Here is a 21,248-nt window from a genome sequence, read left to right on the forward strand (position 1 = left end):
CGGGCTTTTACGGGCAGTTTATCCCCATCTAACTCCTTTAATCCAGCCGCACTTTGGGTAGGAGATTTACTGCCCGTTAATGCGGGGTAAAGTGAAACTTTAATCAGTGGGGCACACTCGTTATAAGTTGAACGAATTAGGATAATCCAAATTGGAATGGGAGGTATACATCTTTGAACCGAAACTTACTATATATGATATTGCGACTCATATTTGTCATTGTAGCAACGGTAGCCGGGTTCTATGCATTACTATATATGTCAGGACTTATCTACCCTTTTATTATCGCTTTCGCATTTGCTTATTTGATTAATCCTGTCGTCAATTTCCTTAATCAAAAACTACAATTTCCTCGCGCACTAGCAGTACTCGTTAGCTTAATTCTCGTATTCGGAGCTATCGTCGGACTCGTTACATATCTTGTAACAGAAGCAATATCTGCCACAACATACTTACTACAACTTGTTACAGTAAAGTTTCCGGATATCGTTGCATTTGCTCAACAATTTGCACTTAATCATATTATGCCTCTCTATGATGATTTAATTTCTAAATTTAATCATCTTGGGGAACCACAGCGCTATACGATTACACAAAACATTCAAAACTTAGGAACCGAAGCAACGACACAAATGAAAGAACTTTTAACTGCAATTATAAGCGGGTTAACAAATTTCATTAGTGCATTACCAACAACTTTAACTGTCCTTGTATTCGTTTTATTAGCCACTTTCTTCATTAGTTACGATTGGCACCGTCTTGCTCAGAAAGTAAGAAAATTTTTGCCCAATCGTGTTCATGGCTATGGAAAAACTATTTTTGTCGATTTAAGAAAAGCTTTATTCGGTTTCGTTAAAGCGCAACTTACACTCGTATCTATGACAACTGTTATTGTACTAATTGGCCTTTTAATATTACGCGTACCATACGCCATTACTATCGCCATTATTACAGGGGTTGTAGATTTACTCCCGTATTTAGGAACAGGCGCTGTCTTCGTTCCTTGGGTTATATACGTATTTTTCACTGGCGACACCGCTTTCGCCATCGGTCTTCTCATCTTATACATCGTCGTGATTGTCCAAAGACAAATTATGGAGCCTAAAGTACTTTCATCTAATATCGGCCTCGATCCATTAGCAACACTGATTGCTCTATTTGTCGGCTTTAAGCTTTTTGGCTTTTTAGGATTAATCATCGGTCCAGTCACCTTAGTATTACTTAATACATTGCACAAAGCTCGTGTATTCCATGATTTGTGGAAATATATTAAAGGCTCACCTTCAAAATAATGGTTTCTAATTCATATACACCAAAAAACTTACATGTAATCAGTGGGAATTTCCCACTGATTATTCCTTGTACTTATTTTTCACACTCATTACATACAACAAGAGAATTGCCCTAAAAACAGGATAATTCTCTTGTTTTTTTGCATAATAACGTATATTTCGAGTTATTTTTACATATTTATTCTATTAACTCTATAATTATTACTTACATTTATTACTTTTTATGTAAATGAATAAATATACAAATCGCCATAGAATTAGACTTAAACTAAGCATTTCACTGCTCTCTTTCAACTTTTCCGAACCAACTGATTCTTTTTATATACAAAACAAACTTAAGTTCAGATCTTTTTCTTAAGTTGCACTCATTAAGAGCTACCAACTCCTCAAATCACAAATCCAATCGAAAAATATACAGCAAATAAAACTTTACCTTTAGGGATTTTGTCCCCCACTCATTATTAATCTTCACCAATCGGACCCACCTATCCCCTCCACACTCACCAAATTTTAATTAACGGACCTTTAATCATCCCTCTCATCCTTTTACAGAAAAAAATAGTGCTTAGATCGCTATAATCTAAGCACTATTTTTGCACAATAATAGTAGAATTCTTTCTAAACTTCCATTCTATCCACTTCATAACAAACGGCTTCAATAAAGCCCTCGTCATCGGGATAACGAAGACAAAACCTATTATATCCGTTACATATCCAGGAAGTACCAAAAGAATACCTCCTACAAAGATAAAAATACCATCAAGTACTGCCCCTCCTGGCATTTCTCCTCTATTCAACTTAGATTGAATCTCTCCAAGCACTTTAAATCCTTGCCTTTTCGCCAAATACACACCTACAACACCCGTAAATACAATCATAGCGAACGTAGACCATAAACCTATTACATGACTCGATCCAATTAAGACTGTAATCTCAATCGCCGGTATTAAAATAAACAAGAATAGTAACCACTTCATAGTTCTACACTCCTCTCACGCATCACTTTAAACACCCCAAGAGCGCCCATATACATCAAACAGAAACTAAGCAACTTTACCTATTAAACCTCGTAACAAACGGCGTTTAATAGTAATTTCAGGGGTTTCAAGCTAGTTCTGTCTCGTTTTTGTGTAAAAAAAAGAGAAGGACTCCGATCCTTCTCTCCGTATTACTTATAGCACTTCCGCATGTCCATTATAAACAATTCCGCGTGCCGCATCAACTGTTACTTCTTGGCCATTTTTTAAAGTTGCTGTTACGCCGTTTACACCAACGATAACAGGAATACCGATTGATACACCTACAACAGCCGCGTGGCTTGTTAGACCGCCTTCTTCTACAACTAGAGCAGCAGCTTTTTCGATTGCAGGAATCATATCTTTATCAGTGCTTGTTGTAACAAGGATATCACCTTTGTTTACGTTCGCTACAGCTTCAGCAGCTGTTTTCGCTACAACTACTTTACCTTTTGCAGCTTTACGACCAATTCCTTGTCCTTTTGCAACTTCTTCACCAACAACATGGATTTTCATTAAGTTTGTTGTACCAGTTTCAGCAACCGGAACACCAGCAGTGATTACTACAGTGTCTCCAAGTCCGATTAGACCTGCATCCATACCTGTTTGAATTGCAGTATCTAACATTTCGTCAGTAGACGCTGCACGTTTTCCAGCCATAAATGCTTGTACACCCCAAACAAGTGCAAGACGACGTCCTACTTGCTCGTCAGATGTTACAGCTACGATTGGAGATTTTGGACGGTATTTAGAGATCATTTTCGCAGTATATCCACTTTCTGTTGGAGCTACGATTGCAGCTACATCAAGAGCAAGTGCTGTATGCGCAACAGATTGGCTAATTGCATCTGTAATTGTTGGAGTGAACTCTTTAATACGTTTTTTGAACATATCTTCATATTGTAATGATTTTTCAACACGTACTGCAATGTTAGCCATCATTGTTACTGCTTCTACTGGGTATTGACCAGCAGCTGTTTCACCTGAAAGCATGATTGCATCTGTACCATCGAAGATTGCGTTAGCTACGTCACTTGCTTCCGCACGAGTTGGACGTGGGTTACGTTGCATAGAATCTAACATTTGCGTTGCAGTAATAACTGGTTTACCTAACACGTTACATTTTTTGATTAGACGTTTTTGTACTAATGGTACTTCTTCTGGTGGAATTTCTACACCCATATCACCACGAGCTACCATTAAACCGTCAGAAACTTCTAAGATTGAATCGATGTTGTCGATACCCTCTTGGTTTTCGATTTTTGGTACGATTTGGATGTATTGAGCGTTATGCTCTTCTAATAATTCACGGATTTCTAATACGTCAGACGCTTTACGCACGAATGAAGCTGCGATGAAATCAACTTTTTGCTCGATACCGAAAATGATATCTTTTACGTCTTTTTCAGTGATACCAGGAAGCTTAATGCTTACGTTTGGTACGTTAACACCTTTTTTATTTTTTACAGTTCCGCTGTTAAGAACTTTTGTACGGATGTTTCCGTCAGCTTTTTCGATTACTTCTAGTTCGATAAGACCGTCATCGATTAGAATACGAGAACCTGGGTCTACATCGTCATAAAGACCAGCATAAGATACAGAGAACTTCTCTGCAGTACCTAATACTTGCTCAGTAGAAAGAACTACTTCTGCACCTGTTACAAGCTCAGCTTGTCCGTCTACGAAGTCGTGAGTACGGATTTCTGGACCTTTTGTATCAAGTAAGATACCAACTGTTTTACCAGTTTTCTTTGAAGCTTCACGAATGTTTTTAATACGAGCGCCGTGCTCTTCATGACTACCGTGAGAGAAGTTTAAACGAGCAACGTTCATACCCGCTTCGATTAATTGTTCTAATTTTTCAATACTTTCACTAGCAGGACCTATAGTACATACAATTTTAGTTTTACGCATATTGCACCTCCGAAAATTATGAAACCGTTCCCAAATATCCGACATTAAGCCGATTAGATGGATAATTCTTTAGATAATTGATACATATCTTTATCGATTGTATGCTTTTGAGCTAACGCTTCGATAATGTCATGATCAACAAGTTTGTTATCTTGAATACCTACACAACGTCCACCTTTACCAGCAATTAATAATTCAACTGCTCTTGCGCCAAGACGACTTGCTAATACACGGTCTTGTGCACTTGGTGATCCACCACGTTGTACGTGACCTAACACAGTTACACGAGTATCAAAGTTTGTTGCTTCTTCAATATGCTTACCGATGTCAATTGCACTTCCAACACCTTCAGCCACAATGATAATACTGTGTTTTTTACCACGTTCACTACCGCGCTTCAGACGAGCAATAACATCTTCCATGTCATACTCTTCTTCTGGAATTAAAATTGTTTCAGCACCATCAGCTAAACCAGCCCATAATGCGATATCTCCAGCATGACGTCCCATTACTTCGATAACATATGTACGTTCATGAGATGTAGCTGTGTCACGAATTTTATCAATTGCATCAATAACAGTATTTAAAGCTGTATCGAAACCAATTGTGAAATCTGTTCCAGGAATATCATTGTCGATTGTACCTGGTACACCAACACATGGGAATCCTTGTTCAGTTAATTTTTTAGCACCTTGGTAAGAACCATCTCCACCAATAACAACAAGTCCTTCGATACCGTGTTTCTTTAATTGCTCGATACCTTTTAGTCGTACTTCTGGATCTTTAAACTCAGGACATCTTGCTGTATATAATTTTGTACCACCACGGTGGATAATATCGCCAACAGAACCAAGTTCTAATTTTTCAATATGACCAGAAATTAAACCAGCGTATCCATGGTAAATACCATATACTTCAATATCATGGAAAATCGCTTTACGAACAACTGCACGAATGGCAGCATTCATACCAGGTGAATCTCCACCACTTGTTAATACACCAATACGTTTCATTTGTACTCACCTCATAAAGATTATTTGCCTTATAATAAAATAACACGAAAAAATATAAAAACACAATGGAGAAGATGTGTCTTTTCATAATAAAAACGTGCATTCGCGAAGAGGAACGCACGCTTTTCTTATTTTATCCCAATGGAAGCGTTTGAAAACGAAACTTGCCCAATTTTCATATATTTTTCATAACGTTTTTCGATTAATTCATCTTTCGAAATTCCGTTTAATTGTTCAAAAGTTTTTCTAAGCATTAAATCTATATTTTCTGATTGTTTCAACACATTACGGTGTGCTCCACCTTTTGTCTCTGGAATAATTTCGTCAATTACACCTAATTCTTTCAAGTCCGCAGCTGTAATTCTCATCGCTTCTGCAGCTTCCTTTGCTTTTCCTGCATCTTTCCAAAGAATTGCCGCTGCCCCCTCTGGTGTAATAACAGAATAAGTGGAATTTTCTAGCATATGAATGTAATCCCCTACCCCAAGACCTAACGCACCACCACTACCACCTTCGCCGATAACGATACAAATAACAGGTACCGTTAAACCTGCCATTTCAAATAAATTACGGGCAATAGCTTCACTTTGACCACGTTCTTCAGCAGCTTTACCAGGATAAGCTCCTTTCGTATCAATAAAACAAATAATTGGACGATTGAACTTTTCCGCCTGCTTCATTAAACGTAATGCTTTTCGGTATCCTTCTGGATGAGGCATCCCAAAATTACGGCGAATATTTTCTTTCGTATCTTTCCCGCGTTGATGCCCAATTACAGTTACAGGCATTCCCTTATATTTCGCAATGCCGCCGACAATCGCTGCATCATCGCCAAATAGACGATCTCCATGACATTCAAAAAAATCAGTAAATAAGTGCTCAATATAATCGAGCGTTGTCGGTCGTTCAGCATGACGAGCAATTTGAACACGGTCCCATACTTTCATATTGCCGTATATATCTTCCTCTAAATTTTCTAGCTTGTCTTCCAAAATACGAATCTCCTCACTGAAATCCATCTGGCTGTTTTTCGTATAGTCTTTCAGTTCACGAATCTTATTTCTTAGCTCAACAACTGGTTTCTCAAATTCTAGCTCTGCCATACAGCCATTTCCCCTCCTTGATGAACTTCTAAAATCTTGCGAAGTGATTCTCTCATATCATCACGATGCACCACGGCATCTAATTGACCATGTTCTAGTAAGAATTCTGCCGTTTGGAAGTCTTCCGGTAGTTTCTCACGCACTGTTTGTTCAATTACACGTCTACCAGCAAATCCGATAAGTGCCCCTGGTTCTGCAAGATTATAATCACCAAGTGAAGCGAAACTCGCTGAAACCCCGCCCGTCGTTGGGTGAGTCATAACAGAAATAAATAATCCTCCTGCATTACTATGCTTTTTCAAAGCTACGCTTGTTTTTGCCATTTGCATTAAACTTAATATCCCTTCTTGCATGCGGGCACCACCCGAAGCAGTAAAGATAATAAATGGAACTTGTAAGTCGTATGCCTTTTCAACCGCACGGGCAATTTTTTCTCCTACAACAGAGCCCATGCTCCCCATTCGAAAACGAGAATCCATTACTGCAACAACAACAAGCATGTCATCAATTGTTCCTTCACCAGTTACAACCGCTTCGTTCAATTCAGTCTTCTTACGATCGCTCTCTAGTTTCTCTTCATACCCTGGAAACTCGAGTGGATTTAATGAAACCATTTCTTTGTCACACTCACGGAATGACCCTTCGTCTAATATACTATCAAGACGTTCCCATGCATTCATAGGATGATGATATCCACAGTTCACACATACTTTTAAATTTTTTAGAAGCTCTTTCGTATACATGATTTTTTTACATTTCGGACATTTTGTCATAACGCCATCTGGTACGTCTTTTCGTACTTGTTCTGAAGGTATTGCAGCGTACTTTTTCTTTTTCACGAATAAATCTCTTAGCACAATTTGACCCCCTTCGTTGAGAGCTAAGGTTAGCGCAAGAAGAAAATTGGGCTAACACCAAAGTTTGATGTTAGCCTTATCTTCTCAATCTGTCTAATAACCTCACTCTTTACGTTTAACTTTAACCGCTACGCGATAGAATGTTTGTCATAACGTGTCATGGTCATTTCGACAAATTTTATACATTACGAGTGAAACTGTATATTCTCTACTAATTCATCGTAAATTTTTAGTGCATCATTTTCTTGTTTTTCTTCCAAAGTAGCGTAAAGCTTTCTATACATATCGATAGAATTCCCTGAAACTTTACAAGAAAGAGTTGATACGTAATCATTTACGATCATCCAAATGCGATATAGTAAATAATTATCGACTTGTTCAATAAGTGTTTTAAAGAACGTTTGATGAAGCATCGGAATTGAGTTTTCATTTCCTTCAAGCACTTGATGTAATTTTCTTAGCACTTTAGAAAACGTTTCTTTCGGTAAATTACATACAATTCGAATCATATCTTTCTCAAGCAATCGTTTTGTTTGTAATAAATCACGAATTGTTTTCTCATCTTGCAGCAAGAACGGCGCAATCAATTGTACAAGACCGTTATCGTAAAAGTTTCGAATAAACGTCCCTTCACCACGTCTCGTTTCAATCAATCCTACTAGTTCTAAAGCACGCAATGCTTCTCTTACCGAGGAACGCCCTACGTTTAAACGTGAACTTAACTCACGCTCAGACGGCAAACGATCCCCCGCTACCAATCCATCTTCTTCCATAATGGAACGGATTTTTTTTACAATTTCGAGATATACTTTTGTATTTGATGATGTCAATAGAAATTCCTCGCTTATTCTTTACCAATCAGCGCTAATTGTTTTGTTTTCTCAGCAACTTCGTTTGGATCTACTTGACGGCGAGCTACTCCTGTCTCCATTGCAGCTTTCGCAACGTAAGCTGCCACTTGAGGCGCTACACGCGCGTCAAACGGTGCCGGAATGATATAGTCTGCATTTAACTCATCTTCTGCTACAAGCTCAGCAATAGCCTGTACAGCTGCCATCTTCATTTCTTCGTTAATTTGTGTCGCATGTACGTCAAGTGCACCACGGAAAATACCAGGGAACGCTAGTACATTATTTACTTGGTTCGCGAAGTCAGAACGACCCGTTCCAACAACAGCTGCGCCCGCTGCTTTTGCCAATTCTGGCATAATTTCTGGAACTGGATTCGCCATTGCAAAAATAATTGCATCGTCATTCATTGTACGAACCATCTCTTCTGTTAATGCACCTTCTGCAGATACACCAATGAATACGTCCGCACCTTGTACAACATCAGCTAAAGAACCTTCGATACGATTCTTATTTGTATATTTTGCAACTTCATCCTTCACCGGATTCATACCTGTAGGACGACCATCATAGATTGCCCCTTTACGGTCACACATAATAATGTCGCGTACACCATAGCGATATAAAAGTTTAATAATTGCAATACCTGCTGCACCTGCGCCATTTGCGACAACTTTAATGTCAGACATTTTCTTTCCAACTAATTTCAGCGCGTTCACAAGACCTGCTACTGTTACGATAGCTGTTCCGTGTTGATCATCATGGAAGATAGGAATATTTGTTTCTTTTTTCAAACGTTCTTCAATAATGAAGCAGTTTGGTGCTGCGATATCCTCTAAGTTAACGCCGCCAAAAGTTGGCTCCATTAATTTTACAGTTTCAACAATTTTATCTACATCGTTTGTATTTAAGGCAATTGGGAATGCATCTACACCAGCAAAGCTCTTGAATAATACAGCTTTACCTTCCATTACTGGAAGAGATGCTTCAGGTCCAATGTTACCAAGACCAAGTACAGCTGTTCCATCTGTCACAACTGCTACCATATTTCCCTTCATCGTATATTCATATACCTTACTTTTATCGTCATAAATTTCCTTACAAGGTTCTGCAACCCCTGGAGAATATGCAAGACTTAAATCTTTTGCATTTTCTACTTTTACTTTTGATACAGTTTCTAATTTTCCTTGATGCACTTTATGCATGTGAAGTGCTTCTTCACGAAGTGTTGACAAACTATCCACTCTCCTCAAATTATTCTTGCTGATATCAATTTCTCCAAGTGGTCTGACCACGAACACTACTACTATAATAATCGAAGTGTAGGGAAATTGTCCATTATATTTTCACAACTACATTTTCTTCCCCGACAATTTCACGAAGTGCTCCTAAACATTCTTCACTTGGATGAATCGATAAACTTCGAGATAATTGTACCATTTTATGTTCCTTTTCATAATAAATTAGTACTTTCGCAAAACCCGAATAGTCAAACAATATTTTAGTAACCTGATTTAAAAGTTTTTTCTCATACTGAGATGACAATTTCACGTAAACAGATGCGTCTTTCTTTTCTTCATACACATCCATTTCTTCTAATGGATATAATCCATTTACAATCCATTGCAACTTATGATTTCTAAGCTCAATCATGCCGTCAACTAAAACAATTGCTCCTTCTTGTAACTTATCTGAGAAATGTATATACGTTTCGGGAAAAAGGACTGCTTCCATTTCATCATTTTGATCACAAAATGTAATAAACGCCATCTTTTGCAACTTTTTCGTACGAATCACTCTCACGCTTGTTATATACACGATAGCCCTTTGTACTTTTTTCTTATGTCGCATTGCCTGAGCGAGAGATGGAATTTCTAATTCTTTCGCTAACTTCACATACTGCGCTGTCGGATAGCTTGATAAATAAAAACCTAGTACTTCTTTCTCTTTATTTAACTGTTCAATAAAAGAGAGCTCTTCTCCTTGCACGTATTTTGATTTTGGAACAGCATCTCCTAAATCACGTGCAAGATTTGCGTACTCTAACGCTCCTTTAAGGCTTTTCCATAAATTCGTTCTCGAAACACCAAAATCATCAAAACACCCAGACCAGACGAACGCCTCTAAATTTCGCTCTGTTACAAACTTTGATGGCATGCGAAGACAAAATTCGAATAAATCTTCAAACATTTTTTTCTCTCGCTCTTCTAACAAAGCCGTCACTGTAGCCATTCCGATGTTTCGAATGGAAAGTAAGCTGTAACGTATCGCATTTCCTTCTATTTGGAAATTGTAACCACTTCTCTGAAGAGACGGCGGTAAAACGTGAAAACCTTTCCGTTTTGTTTCTCGTATATACTGTACAATCTTATCTTCATTTCCAATTGCACTTGATAATAATGCTGTCATAAATTCCAGGGTATAATTCGCTTTTAAGTAAGCAAGCTGATACCCAATCATACTGTAGGCTACAGCATGACTTCGGTTAAAACCGTAATTCGCAAATCTTACAATTAAATCATAAATTTTCTCCGCGGATGTCTCGTCATAACCATTTTGTAAACAACCTTGCACAAAATGCTTACGTTCCTGATCTAAAATATCACGATTTTTTTTACTCACTGCACGGCGTAATAAATCTGCTTCTCCGAGCGAGAATCCCGCCAACTTCGACGCAATTTGCATAATTTGTTCTTGGTATACAATTACACCGTATGTTCTTTCTAAAATCGGCTTTAAGTCCGGATGTAAATATTCAATTTGTCTTTTTCCGTGCTTTGATTCAATAAAGGTCGGAATTTGTTCCATTGGTCCTGGTCTATATAACGAGTTAACAGCGACAATATCTTCAAATTCATTCGGTTTTAAACCGCGAAGTACATTTCGCATACCACCTGATTCAAGCTGGAATACACCCGTTGTATCCCCTCTACCTAACAATTGGAACGTCTTTTCATCTTGAAGTGGTAAATTTCTTATATCAATTTGTGTCCCTGTCTTTTTCACGATAAACTTTATAATATTTTCAAGTAGCGTTAAATTACGTAATCCTAAAAAATCCATCTTGAGCAACCCAAGTTCTTCTAATGCATCTGCTGGATATTGCGTAACATACACATCGTTATGCCCTTCTTGAATTGCAACACTTCCTGTTAACGGCTCTTGGCTCATAATAACGCCCGCGGCATGAATAGACGTATGACGTGGCAAGCCTTCTACACGTTTGGCAATTTCAAACACACGCTCATGCAGAAGATTCCCTTGTATGAACTCACGGAGTGATTGCGATTCCTCATATGCATCTTTTAACGTTATACCAAGCTTTGATGGGATAAGTTTTGAGAATATGTCAATATCTCGTGGCGGAAGCCCCATTACACGTGCAATATCTCTAATTGCCGCTTTCGCTGCAAGCGTCCCGAACGTTACAATTTGAGCAACACGAAGCTGACCATATTTATCTTTCACATATCGAATCATCTCATCGCGTCTTATATCTGGAAAATCGATATCAATATCTGGAAGTGTCACACGTTCGGGGTTTAAAAACCTTTCAAATAATAGATCATATTCAATTGGATCAATATCTGTAATTTCTAATACGTAAGAAACGAGTGAACCAGCTGCCGATCCACGTCCTGGTCCTGTTAAAATATTATTTTCATGCGCATACTTCATAAAATCCCATACGATGAGGAAATAATCACTAAATCCCATACTAGAAATAACGTTTAATTCATGATTCAAACGCTGTATATGTACTTCTTTCGGCGTACCATAACGTTTCTGCAACCCTTCTTCACAAACGCGGCGTAAATACATATCATTCGTCTCGTTAGCTGGAACAGGAAATTTCGGTAATTGATTTACATGAAACGGTATTTCTACTCTGCAACGTTCTGCGATTTTTATTGTATTTTGAATCGCTTCCTCAGCATGCGAAAATAGTGTTTCCATTTCATCCGTTGACTTTAAATAATACTGATCCGTTTTCATTCTAGGCCTATCTGGATCCGTCATTTTCGTTCCACTTTCAACAGATAATAAGCATTCATGAACAAGTGCGTCACTTTGATTGATGTAGCGTACATCGTTTGTTGCAACGACTGGAACATTTACCTTATTAATAAATTCAGGCAGCTTTTCTTGTAAAAGCAGTTCATCTTGAATCGCATGATGCTGCAAACTCATATAAAAATTGCCGAACATACTTTGATACATGCGAGCTACTTCTTCAGCTTGACTCTCTTTGTCTTCTAATAATAATTGTTCAATTTCCCCATCTTTACCTGGTGAAATAGCAATTAATCCTTTTGCATAATGGGCAAGCCACTTTTTCGGAATACCTTCTTTGGACTTTGTCATAATGCTACTAGAAATCTTTAATAAATTTTGATAGCCTATTTCATTTTCAGCAAGTAAAACAAGCGGATAAGCCCTTTCTTCTTCTTCACTAAAAATAGAAGCTGTTAAGCCGATAATAGGCTGTATACCATGTTTCTTACATGCTTTATAAAACGGAATAACGCCATACATAACATTTTCATCCGTAATAGCGAGTGATGAAAAACCAAGTTCTTTCGCCCTGACTACAAGCTCATCAATTTTACAAGCACTTTTTAATAAACTAAAAACGGTTTGACATTGTAAATGCACAAACTTCACTGTTGTACCCTCTCTTTACCAATCTGACTACTTTTATTATAGGTGAAGAGGAAAGCGGAAATCAAAACATACTTCTTATACTTTGTCCATATATATGAAGAAGAAAGGGGAATGACGATGGATGTAAGAGAACATACTTTTTTCTCTCTGCTTATTATTAGTTATTTTATTGCCTTTGGGGTTATACTTGGTGGTTCATTAATTGGTGGATTTGGTGCATTTCTTATTGGAAAACCAACTCTCACTTACATTAATCAGTTCGCCCAAAATTTAAGAATTTGGGCACTCGTTGCAGCGATTGGCGGAACATTTGATACTTTTTATAGCTTTGAAAGAAGTTTCTTTGGCGGGGATATGAAAGATATTGTAAAACAAATTCTCCTTATTTTTTTCGCAACGGGTGGTATGCAAACCGGTCTTATTATTATTAAATGGCTAACGCAGGAACATGCATGAGAGTACCAAGTGCCAATACAGCAAAAAGATGGTATTTAGTTTTAGCTGGCGCTGCTGTTGGAGGTGTATTGAGCTGGTTTATTTTTTTGTACATATACGGTGTTTTTCAAGAAGAACAAGCTATTAAAATAGCAGAACAAAGGGAAATTATAGAAAAACAAGAAGCAAAGCTCCACGTTCTTCTCGAAGATCAAGAAAAATTGAATACAGAAAATAAACGGCTCTTAACCATTCAAGAGATTAAAATAAAACTTGTAAATCGAGAAAAATACGATTTAGACAACCTTACACTTGAAAATATGACCACTTCTATCCATAATGACCTCCAGCATCTGTTAACGAAAAACATACAAAGTATCGCAAAAAATAAAGACCTACTCAAAAAGGTAATTGAAAATAAAACATACAAACATTACGATCGGCTATACCGTTTCAAAGTCGATACGATATCTTTTGATACAGTGCTTGAAATTAGCATTACGATAGAGAAAGAAAAATAAAGAAGGAGGGCTTTAACGCCGCTCCTTCTTTTCGTTTTCATATATACTTATCTACACAGCTCACGTAAATCAGCAAATAGACGATCCGCTTCTTCCCAAGAAGATGCTTTTGCACCAGAAGCCATCGGATGACCTCCGCCATTATATTGCATTGCTAATTTATTTATCACTGGTCCTTTTGAGCGAAGACGAACACGAATCACGTCATCTTCCTCTAAAAATAGAACCCACGCCTTTAATCCATCAATATTACCAAGTGCTCCAACAACGCCAGATGCCTCAGAAGGAAGTACATCAAACTTTTCTAATACTTCTTTCGCTAATTTAATGTAAGCTGCTCCTTCTTCTACCATCGTAAAGTTTTGTAAAATATAGCCGTTCAAACGAGCAATCTTTTCTTTCGTCTTATACATTTCATTGTATAAATCTGTGAATTTCACATCCATATCAACAAGCTCACTCACGTAACGAAGTGTTTTCGCTGTTGTATTCGGGAATAAGAAACGACCTGTATCCCCAACAATACCCGCTAAAATAAGACGAGCTGCTTCTTTCGTTATCTGTAATCCTTTATCTTTTCCATAACTGTAAAACTCATAAATCATTTCACTTGTAGAACTTGCTGTCGTATCGACCCACGTAATATCTCCGTACGGATCTTCATTTGGATGATGGTCAATTTTAATTAACATCTTCCCTTTTGCATAGCGTTGATCGTCAACACGTTCTTGGTTCGCAGTATCACATACGATAACAAGTGCATTTTCATATACACTATCTTCAATATCATCCATTACTCGCAAGTATGCTAGTGACGGTTCATTGTATCCAACCGTATAAATATTTTTCTCTGGAAACGATTCTTGTAGAATGGTACCAAGACCGCCCTGTGAACCTAACGCATCTGGATCTGGACGTACATGACGGTGAATAATAATTGTATCAAACTCTTTAATAGCTCCTAAAATTTGCTCATGCATATGTATAATCTCCTTTTTACTCAACTTCTTCACTTTATCTCCCATTATAACGGAAAGTATTTCATACATGCGAACAATTGCTTTATAATAAAAGTTAGAAAGTTTAGATATTTCTTTTTTCTCCACTATTATTTTTCATAAAGCGATGGGAGTGTGCATTATGCCAGTATTAGTCTTCTGTATTATCGTCTCATTTATGTTGTACCTCTTCTACAAAACAAAATACTTTCGTACAAACCGCCCGATGGAGAAAGGTTGGCTCTCTGGAAAATCCGCAATGGCACTCGGTTCATTCGTCTTATTCTTTGGAATAAACCAATTCTTTTTAGAACTTTCAACCGCTCGTATTATCGTTGGTGTCTTATTCGTTCTATTTGGTAGTGCAAGTGTATTTAATGGATTTCGCCAATACAAACATTTCTTACCATTAGCAGTTAAAGAAGCCGAAGCTTATGAAGCAACGTAAAAAAGCATCAACATTGTGATGCTTTTTTACGTCCTCTAACTTTTAAAATCATATATGCGACAAACGCAGATGGTATATTAAATGGGTTGCCTTGCACATGAAGATGTAATTGTTCTTCCCCAAAAGACATTTTTTCGTATAGTTCTCGCTGAGATAATCCTGTTTTTTTCTTTTTTTCATGTAAACCTTGTAAGTATAAATATTGAATCGGTATCATTATAAGAAAGTAAAATAGTGCGATACTACCAAAAAAGAGTACTGTTGATGACATAATGCATACCACCTTCCTGAAATCCATTTTCTTACAATACAATTATAACATAATATATACCCTAATTAAATTACTATTCTGTCTTCTTTACACAACCGTCTCTCCACATAACTCTTTTTCAGCATACTGAACATATCTTCGAATAAAAGCACCGGGGTCTTTTCTAATAGGCTCGATATCAAGCCTTAACGGAATCTTTCCCGCCATATAAAAAATTCTCGAAGCAGTTCCAAGCCGAATGGCTGCTTCCGAAATATTTTCCCCATATCCCATCATGAAATTCCTCCATACTTCTTCTAGCTGTCCCGAAGCAATTAAATGCAATCTCGGAACACCAATATCAAACTCTTTATAGCCAAATCCACATTCATCAAAATCGAGTAAATACCAATCCTCTTTGTCTACAAGAACATTACCAAAATGCATATCCCCATGAACGAATTGTTTTTCTCCTAGTTGAGTTGAATTTGTGAGTTCTAGTATTCTTTCTGCAATTTTCAAGCATTTATTTTTATCCTCATAAGATAAAAAAGGAGCATTTAATAAACATTGTAAAGGCTCATGAATCATCTTTTGCTCGCTATATATAGGTCTTTCATAGCCTCTCCAAGTTTGCGACACTCTTGTGAGCACTCCATTTGTTTTCTCATGAAACTTTCGCATTAATGATCCCAGCTTTTCATAATCTTTATCCTTTGGTTCTATAATTTCACTTCCACTTATAAACCTAAAGACAACAAAATACCGGATACTTCCTTCATCTTTCATAACAGATGTGATCCAGTCACCATTTTTATTTACAACTACTTCTGGTACTAGCATTTGTTTTTGTATCGCTATTAACCAGTGTATTTCAGCCTCTATTTGCTCAGCTATATAACGTCCTTCTCTATACTGCCTAACTACAAATTTATTTTTGTCCGATTCGAATATATATGTTTGATTTTCTCCCCCATGCAACAATGAAACTTCCGTAAGACTATTTAAATTATATTGCTTACATAACTGCTCTTTAGTGTGAAAATCCATTCTTTTCCCCCTAGTTCATATAGTGAAGAATCGTTTCCCTATCCAATTACACGAATGTTATCTCTTAACGATTAGTAGCGTAATCGACTAACAACCAACTTTCTATCCGCATTGATACATATCCTTCTATTTTTTCACTTCTCTACCCTAACTCTTACGTAGCTTAAGTATTAACTTCAAAACCAAATAAACCAAAATAAAGTTAAAGAAAAAACCTAATGGATTAAATGAAAATTCCCATCCGCGATAATAAATGAAATTTTCTGCTGGTATACCAAAGTAAAGAAAATCGCTCTTATTTTCTCCAGTTGTAGGGATAAAGGAACAAATAATAGCGAAAACCAAACTCACTACATACAATTTCTTTTTATTTGAATCCATTCTTCTATGTGTTAACACATGAAAAGTTATTGCAAATACTACCCCTAAAAAGAGAACTATTACTCCCATTCGACACCTCCACAATTATTATTCCAGCATCTTCAAGTGATTGCGTGCCCCTATTTATAAATATGAAGTAGAACGTGATAGATTCAGTTGCTAACTAAATTTAAAAACTCCCTACTGTAGCGTTCTTAAAAAAAATGGAACAAACCAAAGCGGCTTGCTCCATCTTTTTATTTATCGATTAACTGCACCATAAGTAATGCTTTCCCGACAACATTACCTTCATGATGTACTTCTACATCCACCTTACCAAATTTACGTCCAATTTCTAATACTTTCGGATGAACCGATACAACATTGTCAATTTGAACTGGTTTTACGAAATAAATCGTTAAGTTTTCAACAATTAAATCGCTTTTCTTTTGCGCACGAATAACGCGGTTCGTTGCTTCCGTCACAATTGTTGCGAATACACCGTACGATAGCGTTCCGATTGAATTCGTCATTTGCGGCGTCACTGAAAATTGATATAGATGTTCATTTTTCGCTTCTTTCGGCGTCATAAATTGATTCGTTACAATATCATCGATTGTTTCGCCAACTTGTGGTTGACGCTGAATCATTTGCAATGCCTGAAGTACATCTTGACGGCTAATAATACCTTGCAATTTATTTCCTTCATCAACAACAGGAAGTAACTCAATTCCTTCCCACACCATCATACGCGCCGCAGCTGCGACAGACATTTTACCGTTAACTGTAATCGGATGTTTTGTCATCACTTTATCAATTGGTGTTTCTTTCGCTACGCCAATCATATCTTTTGAAGTTACAATACCTAATACCTTTTTATTTTCATCAACAATTGGATATCTTCCGTGCATCGTCTCTTCGTTATACGCATGCCATTGCTGTACTGTATCATTTGGCTTTAAATATAACGTTTCTTCAATTGGCGTTAAAATATCTTCAACGAGTACAATTTCTTTCTTAATAAGCTGATCGTAAATTGCACGGTTAATTAACGTCGCAACTGTAAATGTATCGTAACTACTTGAAATAATCGGCAGTTTTAATTCATCTGCTAATTTCTTCACATGATCTTCCGTATCAAATCCGCCCGTAATTAACACCGCAGCTCCGGCTTCTAACGCTAATTGATGTGCGTTCGTACGGTTACCGATAATAAGTAAATTTCCAGCTTCTGTATAGCGCATCATCGCTTCTAATTTCATTGCCCCAATTACGAATTTATTTAACGTCTTATGTAGTCCCTCTCTGCCCCCAAGTACTTGACCATCGACAATGTTAACGACTTCAGCGTATGTCAGCTTTTCAATATTCTCTTTCTTCTTTTGTTCAATTCGAATTGTTCCGACACGTTCAATCGTACTAACATATCCTTTATTTTCTGCATCTTTAATTGCACGGTAAGCTGTCCCTTCACTTACACTCAAATCTTTCGCAATTTGTCTTACAGAAATTTTATGGCCTACTGGCAGGCTATTAATATGTTCTAAAATTTGGTTATGCTTGGTAGCCAAATGGTTTCACCATACTTTCTTTTCCCTAAATTCTTCATGTGTTGTATTTTCAGTATACTATATTTTCAAAACTGTTACACTCTCTCTTTGTATATCTGTACTATTTTTTTTATAACAAAATACGCCTTACATTACACCACTTCTTCCATTACAACAATGTAATGGTATTGTCATCTCATTCGATAGTTTGTCCAGCCGCTTCCATATACAATGAAGACAAGAGATGAAACAAAGGAGCGAATACATGATGAAAAAATTATTAGAAGTTGTAGGTGCTGTATTTTTAGCTTTCATAGACGGGAAAAAAGTTGCAATGGAATTGAATGAAACACCTGAACAACCACTTCCAAAAAGAAAAGAATCATCAAAACAAGTACAACCTTTAAAAGCTGTCCTACACACGTAAAAAACCCTTCACTTGTCTTTTCAAATGAAGGGTTTCTTTTCTATAGTGTAATACTTTCTCCAGCTTCTAATACTTTCCCTGTGCAATTTTGTAGCTTTTCTACAAATTGATATGGATCTTGTTCAATTACTGGAAACGTATTGTAATGCATCGGTACAACAGTTTTCGCCTGAACCCATTTTGCTGCTAACACAGCATCTTCTGGTCCCATTGTAAAATTATCACCAATTGGTAAAAACGCTACATCAATGTTATTTAGTTCCCCAATTAATTTCATATCAGAGAATAGAGCGGTATCCCCCGCATGGTACACAGTTTTCTCTTCTGCTGTAAATAAAATACCCGCTGGCATACCTGTATATGTAATCGTCTTATTTTCTTCATCAATATAACTAGAACCGTGGAATGCTTGTGTAAACTTCACTTTTCCGAAATCAAATTCATGCGAACCACCAATATGCATCGGATGTGTATTTACACCTTGCCAACTTAAAAATGTCGCTAGTTCAAATGGTGCTACAACAACCGCATTATTTTTCTTCGCAAGTTCTACTGTATCTCCAACATGATCACCATGACCGTGCGATAAAAGAATCGCATCTACTTTTACATCTTCAGCCTTTAAATCTGTTTTCGGATTTCCCGTTAAAAATGGATCAATTAAAATCACTTTTCCATTCGTTTCAATCTTTACAACTGAATGCCCATGATAAGATACTTTCATTATTACATTCCTCCCCTATTCACATTCTCACATTTTATTCTACATGATTTTTCAATTCCCTGTCTTTTCTAACATCTATTTACTTGTCATAACGCTTTCTTCCGAGTTAAAGTTATATTTGTAATTAAATATCTCGGGGGTGCCAATCGATGAATGCTAGATTAGAAAATTTAATGCAATGGCTAAAAGAAAAAAACGTAGAAGCTGCGTTCTTAACTTCTACACCAAACGTCTTCTACATGACAAACTTCCACTGTGAACCACACGAAAGACTTCTTGGTATGTTTGTATTCCAAGAAAAAGAGCCTATTTTAATTTGTCCTAAAATGGAAGAAGGTCAAGCGCGTAATGCTGGCTGGGCACATGAAATTATCGGATTTACTGATACTGACAGACCATGGGATATGATTGCAAAAGCAATTAAAGACCGCGGTATCAATGCAAATGCAGTTGCAATTGAAAAAGAACATTTAAACGTAGAGCGCTATGAAGAATTAACAAAACTATTTCCAAATGCAGCTTTCAAATCAGCTGAGGAAAAAGTTCGTGAACTTCGTTTAATTAAAGATGAAAAAGAACTTTCTATTTTACGCGAAGCAGCTAAAATGGCAGACTATGCTGTTGAAGTTGGTGTAAATGCAATTAAAGAAGATCGTAGCGAGCTAGAAGTATTAGCAATTATTGAACACGAATTAAAAACAAAAGGCATACATAAAATGTCATTTGATACGATGGTATTAGCAGGTGCAAACTCTGCTCTTCCACACGGTATTCCAGGTGCAAACAAAATGAAACGCGGCGATTTCGTACTATTTGATTTAGGCGTAATCATTGACGGTTATTGCTCTGACATTACACGTACAGTGGCATTCGGCGAGATTTCTGAAGAACAAACTCGCATTTACAACACTGTACTTGCTGGACAACTACAAGCAGTTGAAGCATGTAAACCAGGTGTTACACTTGGCGCAATCGATAACGCAGCTCGTTCTGTTATCGCAGATGCAGGTTACGGCGACTTCTTCCCGCACCGCCTTGGTCACGGACTTGGAATTAGCGTCCACGAATATCCAGATGTAAAAGCTGGTAACGAATCTCCATTAAAAGAAGGTATGGTCTTCACAATCGAGCCTGGTATTTACGTACCAAACGTAGGTGGCGTTCGTATTGAAGATGATATTTACATCACAAAAGACGGATCAGAAATTTTAACGAAATTCCCGAAAGAATTACAATTTGTGAAATAATAAAAAGGCAGCGTGATTGCTGCCTTTTTCTATTTCTCTACTATTTCAAATTTAACACCATCTTCTCCTCATACTTATCATCCCATTTAATCACAACCTCTATCGGTTCATCTTTAGATAGAGGTGCACAACTTACACAAGAAGACTTCATTTCAATCCTTGCTCCTTTATGAACTTCTGACGTTTGTGTCATTGTACTAAGCGCTTCCTTAATAACAATCTCTAAATTCTTAAATTCTGTATTCCCATCTCCGCCCTTATACTGAAATGTAAACATTCCATCTTCACTGTCATCCTTAATATGGCCTTTATATTGTCCCGTCCAACTTTTGCTCTCGCTAGAAAAAGTAAAATACCAAATCGAGCAGCTTCCTAAAAAGAAAATACTAATGAAAAAGAATAATGCTCTCTTCATCATGCCCCTCCATTCAAATACATTTATTTATCCCGCATTAACGGGCAGTAAGACCCCCACCTCAAAATTCGGTGAAAGCAAAGAAGTTAGGTGGGAGATCAACTGTCCGTAAAAG

21 protein-coding genes are annotated in these 21,248 nt (G+C 37.1%); 6 read left to right on the forward strand and 15 right to left on the reverse strand.

Annotation, left to right across the window (positions count from 1 at the left end):
- The first annotated feature begins 173 nt into the window (after window positions 1-173).
- Window positions 174-1,292 carry a sporulation integral membrane protein YtvI gene (gene ytvI, locus KI369_RS09340; protein WP_001081377.1) on the forward strand — a complete coding sequence of 373 codons (1,119 nt, stop codon included), beginning with the start codon at window positions 174-176 and terminating at the stop codon, window positions 1,290-1,292.
- Between the two features lie 587 nt (window positions 1,293-1,879).
- On the opposite strand, the gene KI369_RS09345 is transcribed toward ytvI, so the two are convergent.
- The 8 genes from KI369_RS09345 to dnaE form a co-directional block, all read right to left on the reverse strand.
- Window positions 1,880-2,269, reverse strand: a complete 390-nt coding sequence (locus KI369_RS09345; RefSeq protein WP_212955774.1) for an FxsA family protein — start codon at window positions 2,267-2,269, stop codon at window positions 1,880-1,882.
- A gap of 195 nt (window positions 2,270-2,464) precedes the next feature.
- The gene (gene pyk / locus KI369_RS09350) at window positions 2,465-4,222 is read right to left on the reverse strand and encodes a pyruvate kinase (RefSeq protein ID WP_001232676.1); all 1,758 of its coding nucleotides are present in this window, start codon (window positions 4,220-4,222) and stop codon (window positions 2,465-2,467) included.
- A gap of 53 nt (window positions 4,223-4,275) precedes the next feature.
- Window positions 4,276-5,235, reverse strand: a complete 960-nt coding sequence (pfkA, locus tag KI369_RS09355; RefSeq protein WP_000821161.1) for a 6-phosphofructokinase — start codon at window positions 5,233-5,235, stop codon at window positions 4,276-4,278.
- A gap of 128 nt (window positions 5,236-5,363) precedes the next feature.
- Window positions 5,364-6,338, reverse strand: a complete 975-nt coding sequence (gene accA, locus KI369_RS09360; RefSeq protein WP_212955775.1) for an acetyl-CoA carboxylase carboxyl transferase subunit alpha — start codon at window positions 6,336-6,338, stop codon at window positions 5,364-5,366.
- Window positions 6,326-7,195, reverse strand: a complete 870-nt coding sequence (accD, locus tag KI369_RS09365; protein WP_212955776.1) for an acetyl-CoA carboxylase, carboxyltransferase subunit beta — start codon at window positions 7,193-7,195, stop codon at window positions 6,326-6,328. Before accD ends, accA begins: the two co-directional genes overlap by 13 nt.
- 185 nt (window positions 7,196-7,380) lie before the next feature.
- Complete coding sequence (locus tag KI369_RS09370; RefSeq protein WP_212955777.1) at window positions 7,381-8,025, reverse strand: FadR/GntR family transcriptional regulator; 645 nt, start codon at window positions 8,023-8,025, stop codon at window positions 7,381-7,383.
- A 14-nt stretch (window positions 8,026-8,039) separates the two neighbouring features.
- The gene (ystJ, locus tag KI369_RS09375) at window positions 8,040-9,248 is read right to left on the reverse strand and encodes an NADP-dependent malic enzyme (RefSeq protein ID WP_001970845.1); all 1,209 of its coding nucleotides are present in this window, start codon (window positions 9,246-9,248) and stop codon (window positions 8,040-8,042) included.
- 133 nt (window positions 9,249-9,381) lie between these two features.
- The gene (dnaE, locus tag KI369_RS09380) at window positions 9,382-12,708 is read right to left on the reverse strand and encodes a DNA polymerase III subunit alpha (RefSeq protein ID WP_212955778.1); all 3,327 of its coding nucleotides are present in this window, start codon (window positions 12,706-12,708) and stop codon (window positions 9,382-9,384) included.
- A 42-nt stretch (window positions 12,709-12,750) separates the two neighbouring features.
- On the opposite strand from dnaE, the gene KI369_RS09385 reads away from it, so the two are divergent.
- Together KI369_RS09385 and ytrI are read left to right on the forward strand one after the other, a co-directional pair.
- On the forward strand, window positions 12,751-13,164 hold the full coding sequence (locus tag KI369_RS09385; RefSeq protein WP_002037188.1) for a YtrH family sporulation protein: 414 nt from the start codon (window positions 12,751-12,753) through the stop codon (window positions 13,162-13,164).
- Entirely contained in the window at window positions 13,161-13,664 is a 504-nt protein-coding gene (gene ytrI, locus KI369_RS09390) for a sporulation membrane protein YtrI (RefSeq protein WP_212955779.1), read from the forward strand. The genes KI369_RS09385 and ytrI overlap by 4 nt, the downstream gene beginning before the upstream one ends.
- A gap of 47 nt (window positions 13,665-13,711) precedes the next feature.
- On the opposite strand, the gene KI369_RS09395 is transcribed toward ytrI, so the two are convergent.
- Entirely contained in the window at window positions 13,712-14,644 is a 933-nt protein-coding gene (locus tag KI369_RS09395) for a DHH family phosphoesterase (RefSeq protein WP_212955780.1), read from the reverse strand.
- Window positions 14,645-14,804: 160 nt separating this feature from the next.
- Between KI369_RS09395 and KI369_RS09400 the strand changes: the two genes are divergently transcribed.
- On the forward strand, window positions 14,805-15,110 hold the full coding sequence (locus tag KI369_RS09400; protein ID WP_212955781.1) for a YtpI family protein: 306 nt from the start codon (window positions 14,805-14,807) through the stop codon (window positions 15,108-15,110).
- Window positions 15,111-15,117: 7 nt separating this feature from the next.
- Here the strand turns inward: KI369_RS09400 and KI369_RS09405 are convergent, their stop codons facing one another.
- From KI369_RS09405 to KI369_RS09420, 4 genes are all read right to left on the reverse strand, one after another.
- Window positions 15,118-15,381 (reverse strand): DUF3949 domain-containing protein, encoded by a 264-nt coding sequence (locus KI369_RS09405; RefSeq protein ID WP_049111430.1) that lies wholly within the window; start codon window positions 15,379-15,381, stop codon window positions 15,118-15,120.
- Window positions 15,382-15,468: 87 nt separating this feature from the next.
- Window positions 15,469-16,410: a phosphotransferase enzyme family protein gene (locus tag KI369_RS09410; RefSeq protein ID WP_212955782.1), complete on the reverse strand. Its 942-nt coding sequence runs from the start codon at window positions 16,408-16,410 to the stop codon at window positions 15,469-15,471.
- Between the two features lie 147 nt (window positions 16,411-16,557).
- Entirely contained in the window at window positions 16,558-16,860 is a 303-nt protein-coding gene (locus KI369_RS09415; protein ID WP_212955783.1) for a hypothetical protein, read from the reverse strand.
- 167 nt (window positions 16,861-17,027) lie between these two features.
- A complete protein-coding gene (locus tag KI369_RS09420; RefSeq protein ID WP_098545481.1) occupies window positions 17,028-18,341 on the reverse strand; it encodes a CBS domain-containing protein in 1,314 nt (437 codons plus the stop codon).
- Window positions 18,342-18,585: 244 nt separating this feature from the next.
- On the opposite strand from KI369_RS09420, the gene KI369_RS09425 reads away from it, so the two are divergent.
- The gene (locus KI369_RS09425) at window positions 18,586-18,747 is read left to right on the forward strand and encodes a hypothetical protein (protein ID WP_212955784.1); all 162 of its coding nucleotides are present in this window, start codon (window positions 18,586-18,588) and stop codon (window positions 18,745-18,747) included.
- A gap of 40 nt (window positions 18,748-18,787) precedes the next feature.
- On the opposite strand, the gene KI369_RS09430 is transcribed toward KI369_RS09425, so the two are convergent.
- Window positions 18,788-19,471 carry a metal-dependent hydrolase gene (locus KI369_RS09430; protein WP_212955785.1) on the reverse strand — a complete coding sequence of 228 codons (684 nt, stop codon included), beginning with the start codon at window positions 19,469-19,471 and terminating at the stop codon, window positions 18,788-18,790.
- Window positions 19,472-19,620: 149 nt separating this feature from the next.
- Between KI369_RS09430 and pepQ the strand changes: the two genes are divergently transcribed.
- The gene (gene pepQ, locus KI369_RS09435) at window positions 19,621-20,718 is read left to right on the forward strand and encodes a Xaa-Pro dipeptidase (RefSeq protein WP_000994026.1); all 1,098 of its coding nucleotides are present in this window, start codon (window positions 19,621-19,623) and stop codon (window positions 20,716-20,718) included.
- Window positions 20,719-20,758: 40 nt separating this feature from the next.
- Here pepQ and KI369_RS09440 read toward each other — a convergent pair whose 3' ends face one another.
- A complete protein-coding gene (locus KI369_RS09440) occupies window positions 20,759-21,133 on the reverse strand; it encodes a hypothetical protein (protein ID WP_212955786.1) in 375 nt (124 codons plus the stop codon).
- Window positions 21,134-21,248 lie beyond the last annotated feature (115 nt).

Source organism: Bacillus sanguinis (genome assembly GCF_018332475.1).
In the GTDB taxonomy this organism is placed as follows: Bacteria; Bacillota; Bacilli; order Bacillales; family Bacillaceae_G; genus Bacillus_A; species Bacillus_A sanguinis.

Excerpts from the sequence above, each read along its gene's own strand:
- KI369_RS09345 (WP_212955774.1), bottom strand. The coding sequence starts at position 2,269 with ATGAAGTGGTTACTATTCTTGTTTATTTTAATACCGGCGATTGAGATT.
- pyk (WP_001232676.1), bottom strand. The coding sequence starts at position 4,222 with ATGCGTAAAACTAAAATTGTATGTACTATAGGTCCTGCTAGTGAAAGT.
- pfkA (WP_000821161.1), bottom strand. The coding sequence starts at position 5,235 with ATGAAACGTATTGGTGTATTAACAAGTGGTGGAGATTCACCTGGTATG.
- accA (WP_212955775.1), bottom strand. The coding sequence starts at position 6,338 with ATGGCAGAGCTAGAATTTGAGAAACCAGTTGTTGAGCTAAGAAATAAG.
- ystJ (WP_001970845.1), bottom strand. The coding sequence starts at position 9,248 with ATGCATAAAGTGCATCAAGGAAAATTAGAAACTGTATCAAAAGTAAAA.
- ytrI (WP_212955779.1), top strand. The coding sequence starts at position 13,161 with ATGAGAGTACCAAGTGCCAATACAGCAAAAAGATGGTATTTAGTTTTA.
- KI369_RS09395 (WP_212955780.1), bottom strand. The coding sequence starts at position 14,644 with ATGCATGAGCAAATTTTAGGAGCTATTAAAGAGTTTGATACAATTATT.
- KI369_RS09400 (WP_212955781.1), top strand. The coding sequence starts at position 14,805 with ATGCCAGTATTAGTCTTCTGTATTATCGTCTCATTTATGTTGTACCTC.
- KI369_RS09405 (WP_049111430.1), bottom strand. The coding sequence starts at position 15,381 with ATGTCATCAACAGTACTCTTTTTTGGTAGTATCGCACTATTTTACTTT.
- KI369_RS09410 (WP_212955782.1), bottom strand. The coding sequence starts at position 16,410 with ATGGATTTTCACACTAAAGAGCAGTTATGTAAGCAATATAATTTAAAT.
- KI369_RS09415 (WP_212955783.1), bottom strand. The coding sequence starts at position 16,860 with ATGGGAGTAATAGTTCTCTTTTTAGGGGTAGTATTTGCAATAACTTTT.
- KI369_RS09425 (WP_212955784.1), top strand. The coding sequence starts at position 18,586 with ATGATGAAAAAATTATTAGAAGTTGTAGGTGCTGTATTTTTAGCTTTC.
- KI369_RS09430 (WP_212955785.1), bottom strand. The coding sequence starts at position 19,471 with ATGAAAGTATCTTATCATGGGCATTCAGTTGTAAAGATTGAAACGAAT.
- pepQ (WP_000994026.1), top strand. The coding sequence starts at position 19,621 with ATGAATGCTAGATTAGAAAATTTAATGCAATGGCTAAAAGAAAAAAAC.
- KI369_RS09440 (WP_212955786.1), bottom strand. The coding sequence starts at position 21,133 with ATGAAGAGAGCATTATTCTTTTTCATTAGTATTTTCTTTTTAGGAAGC.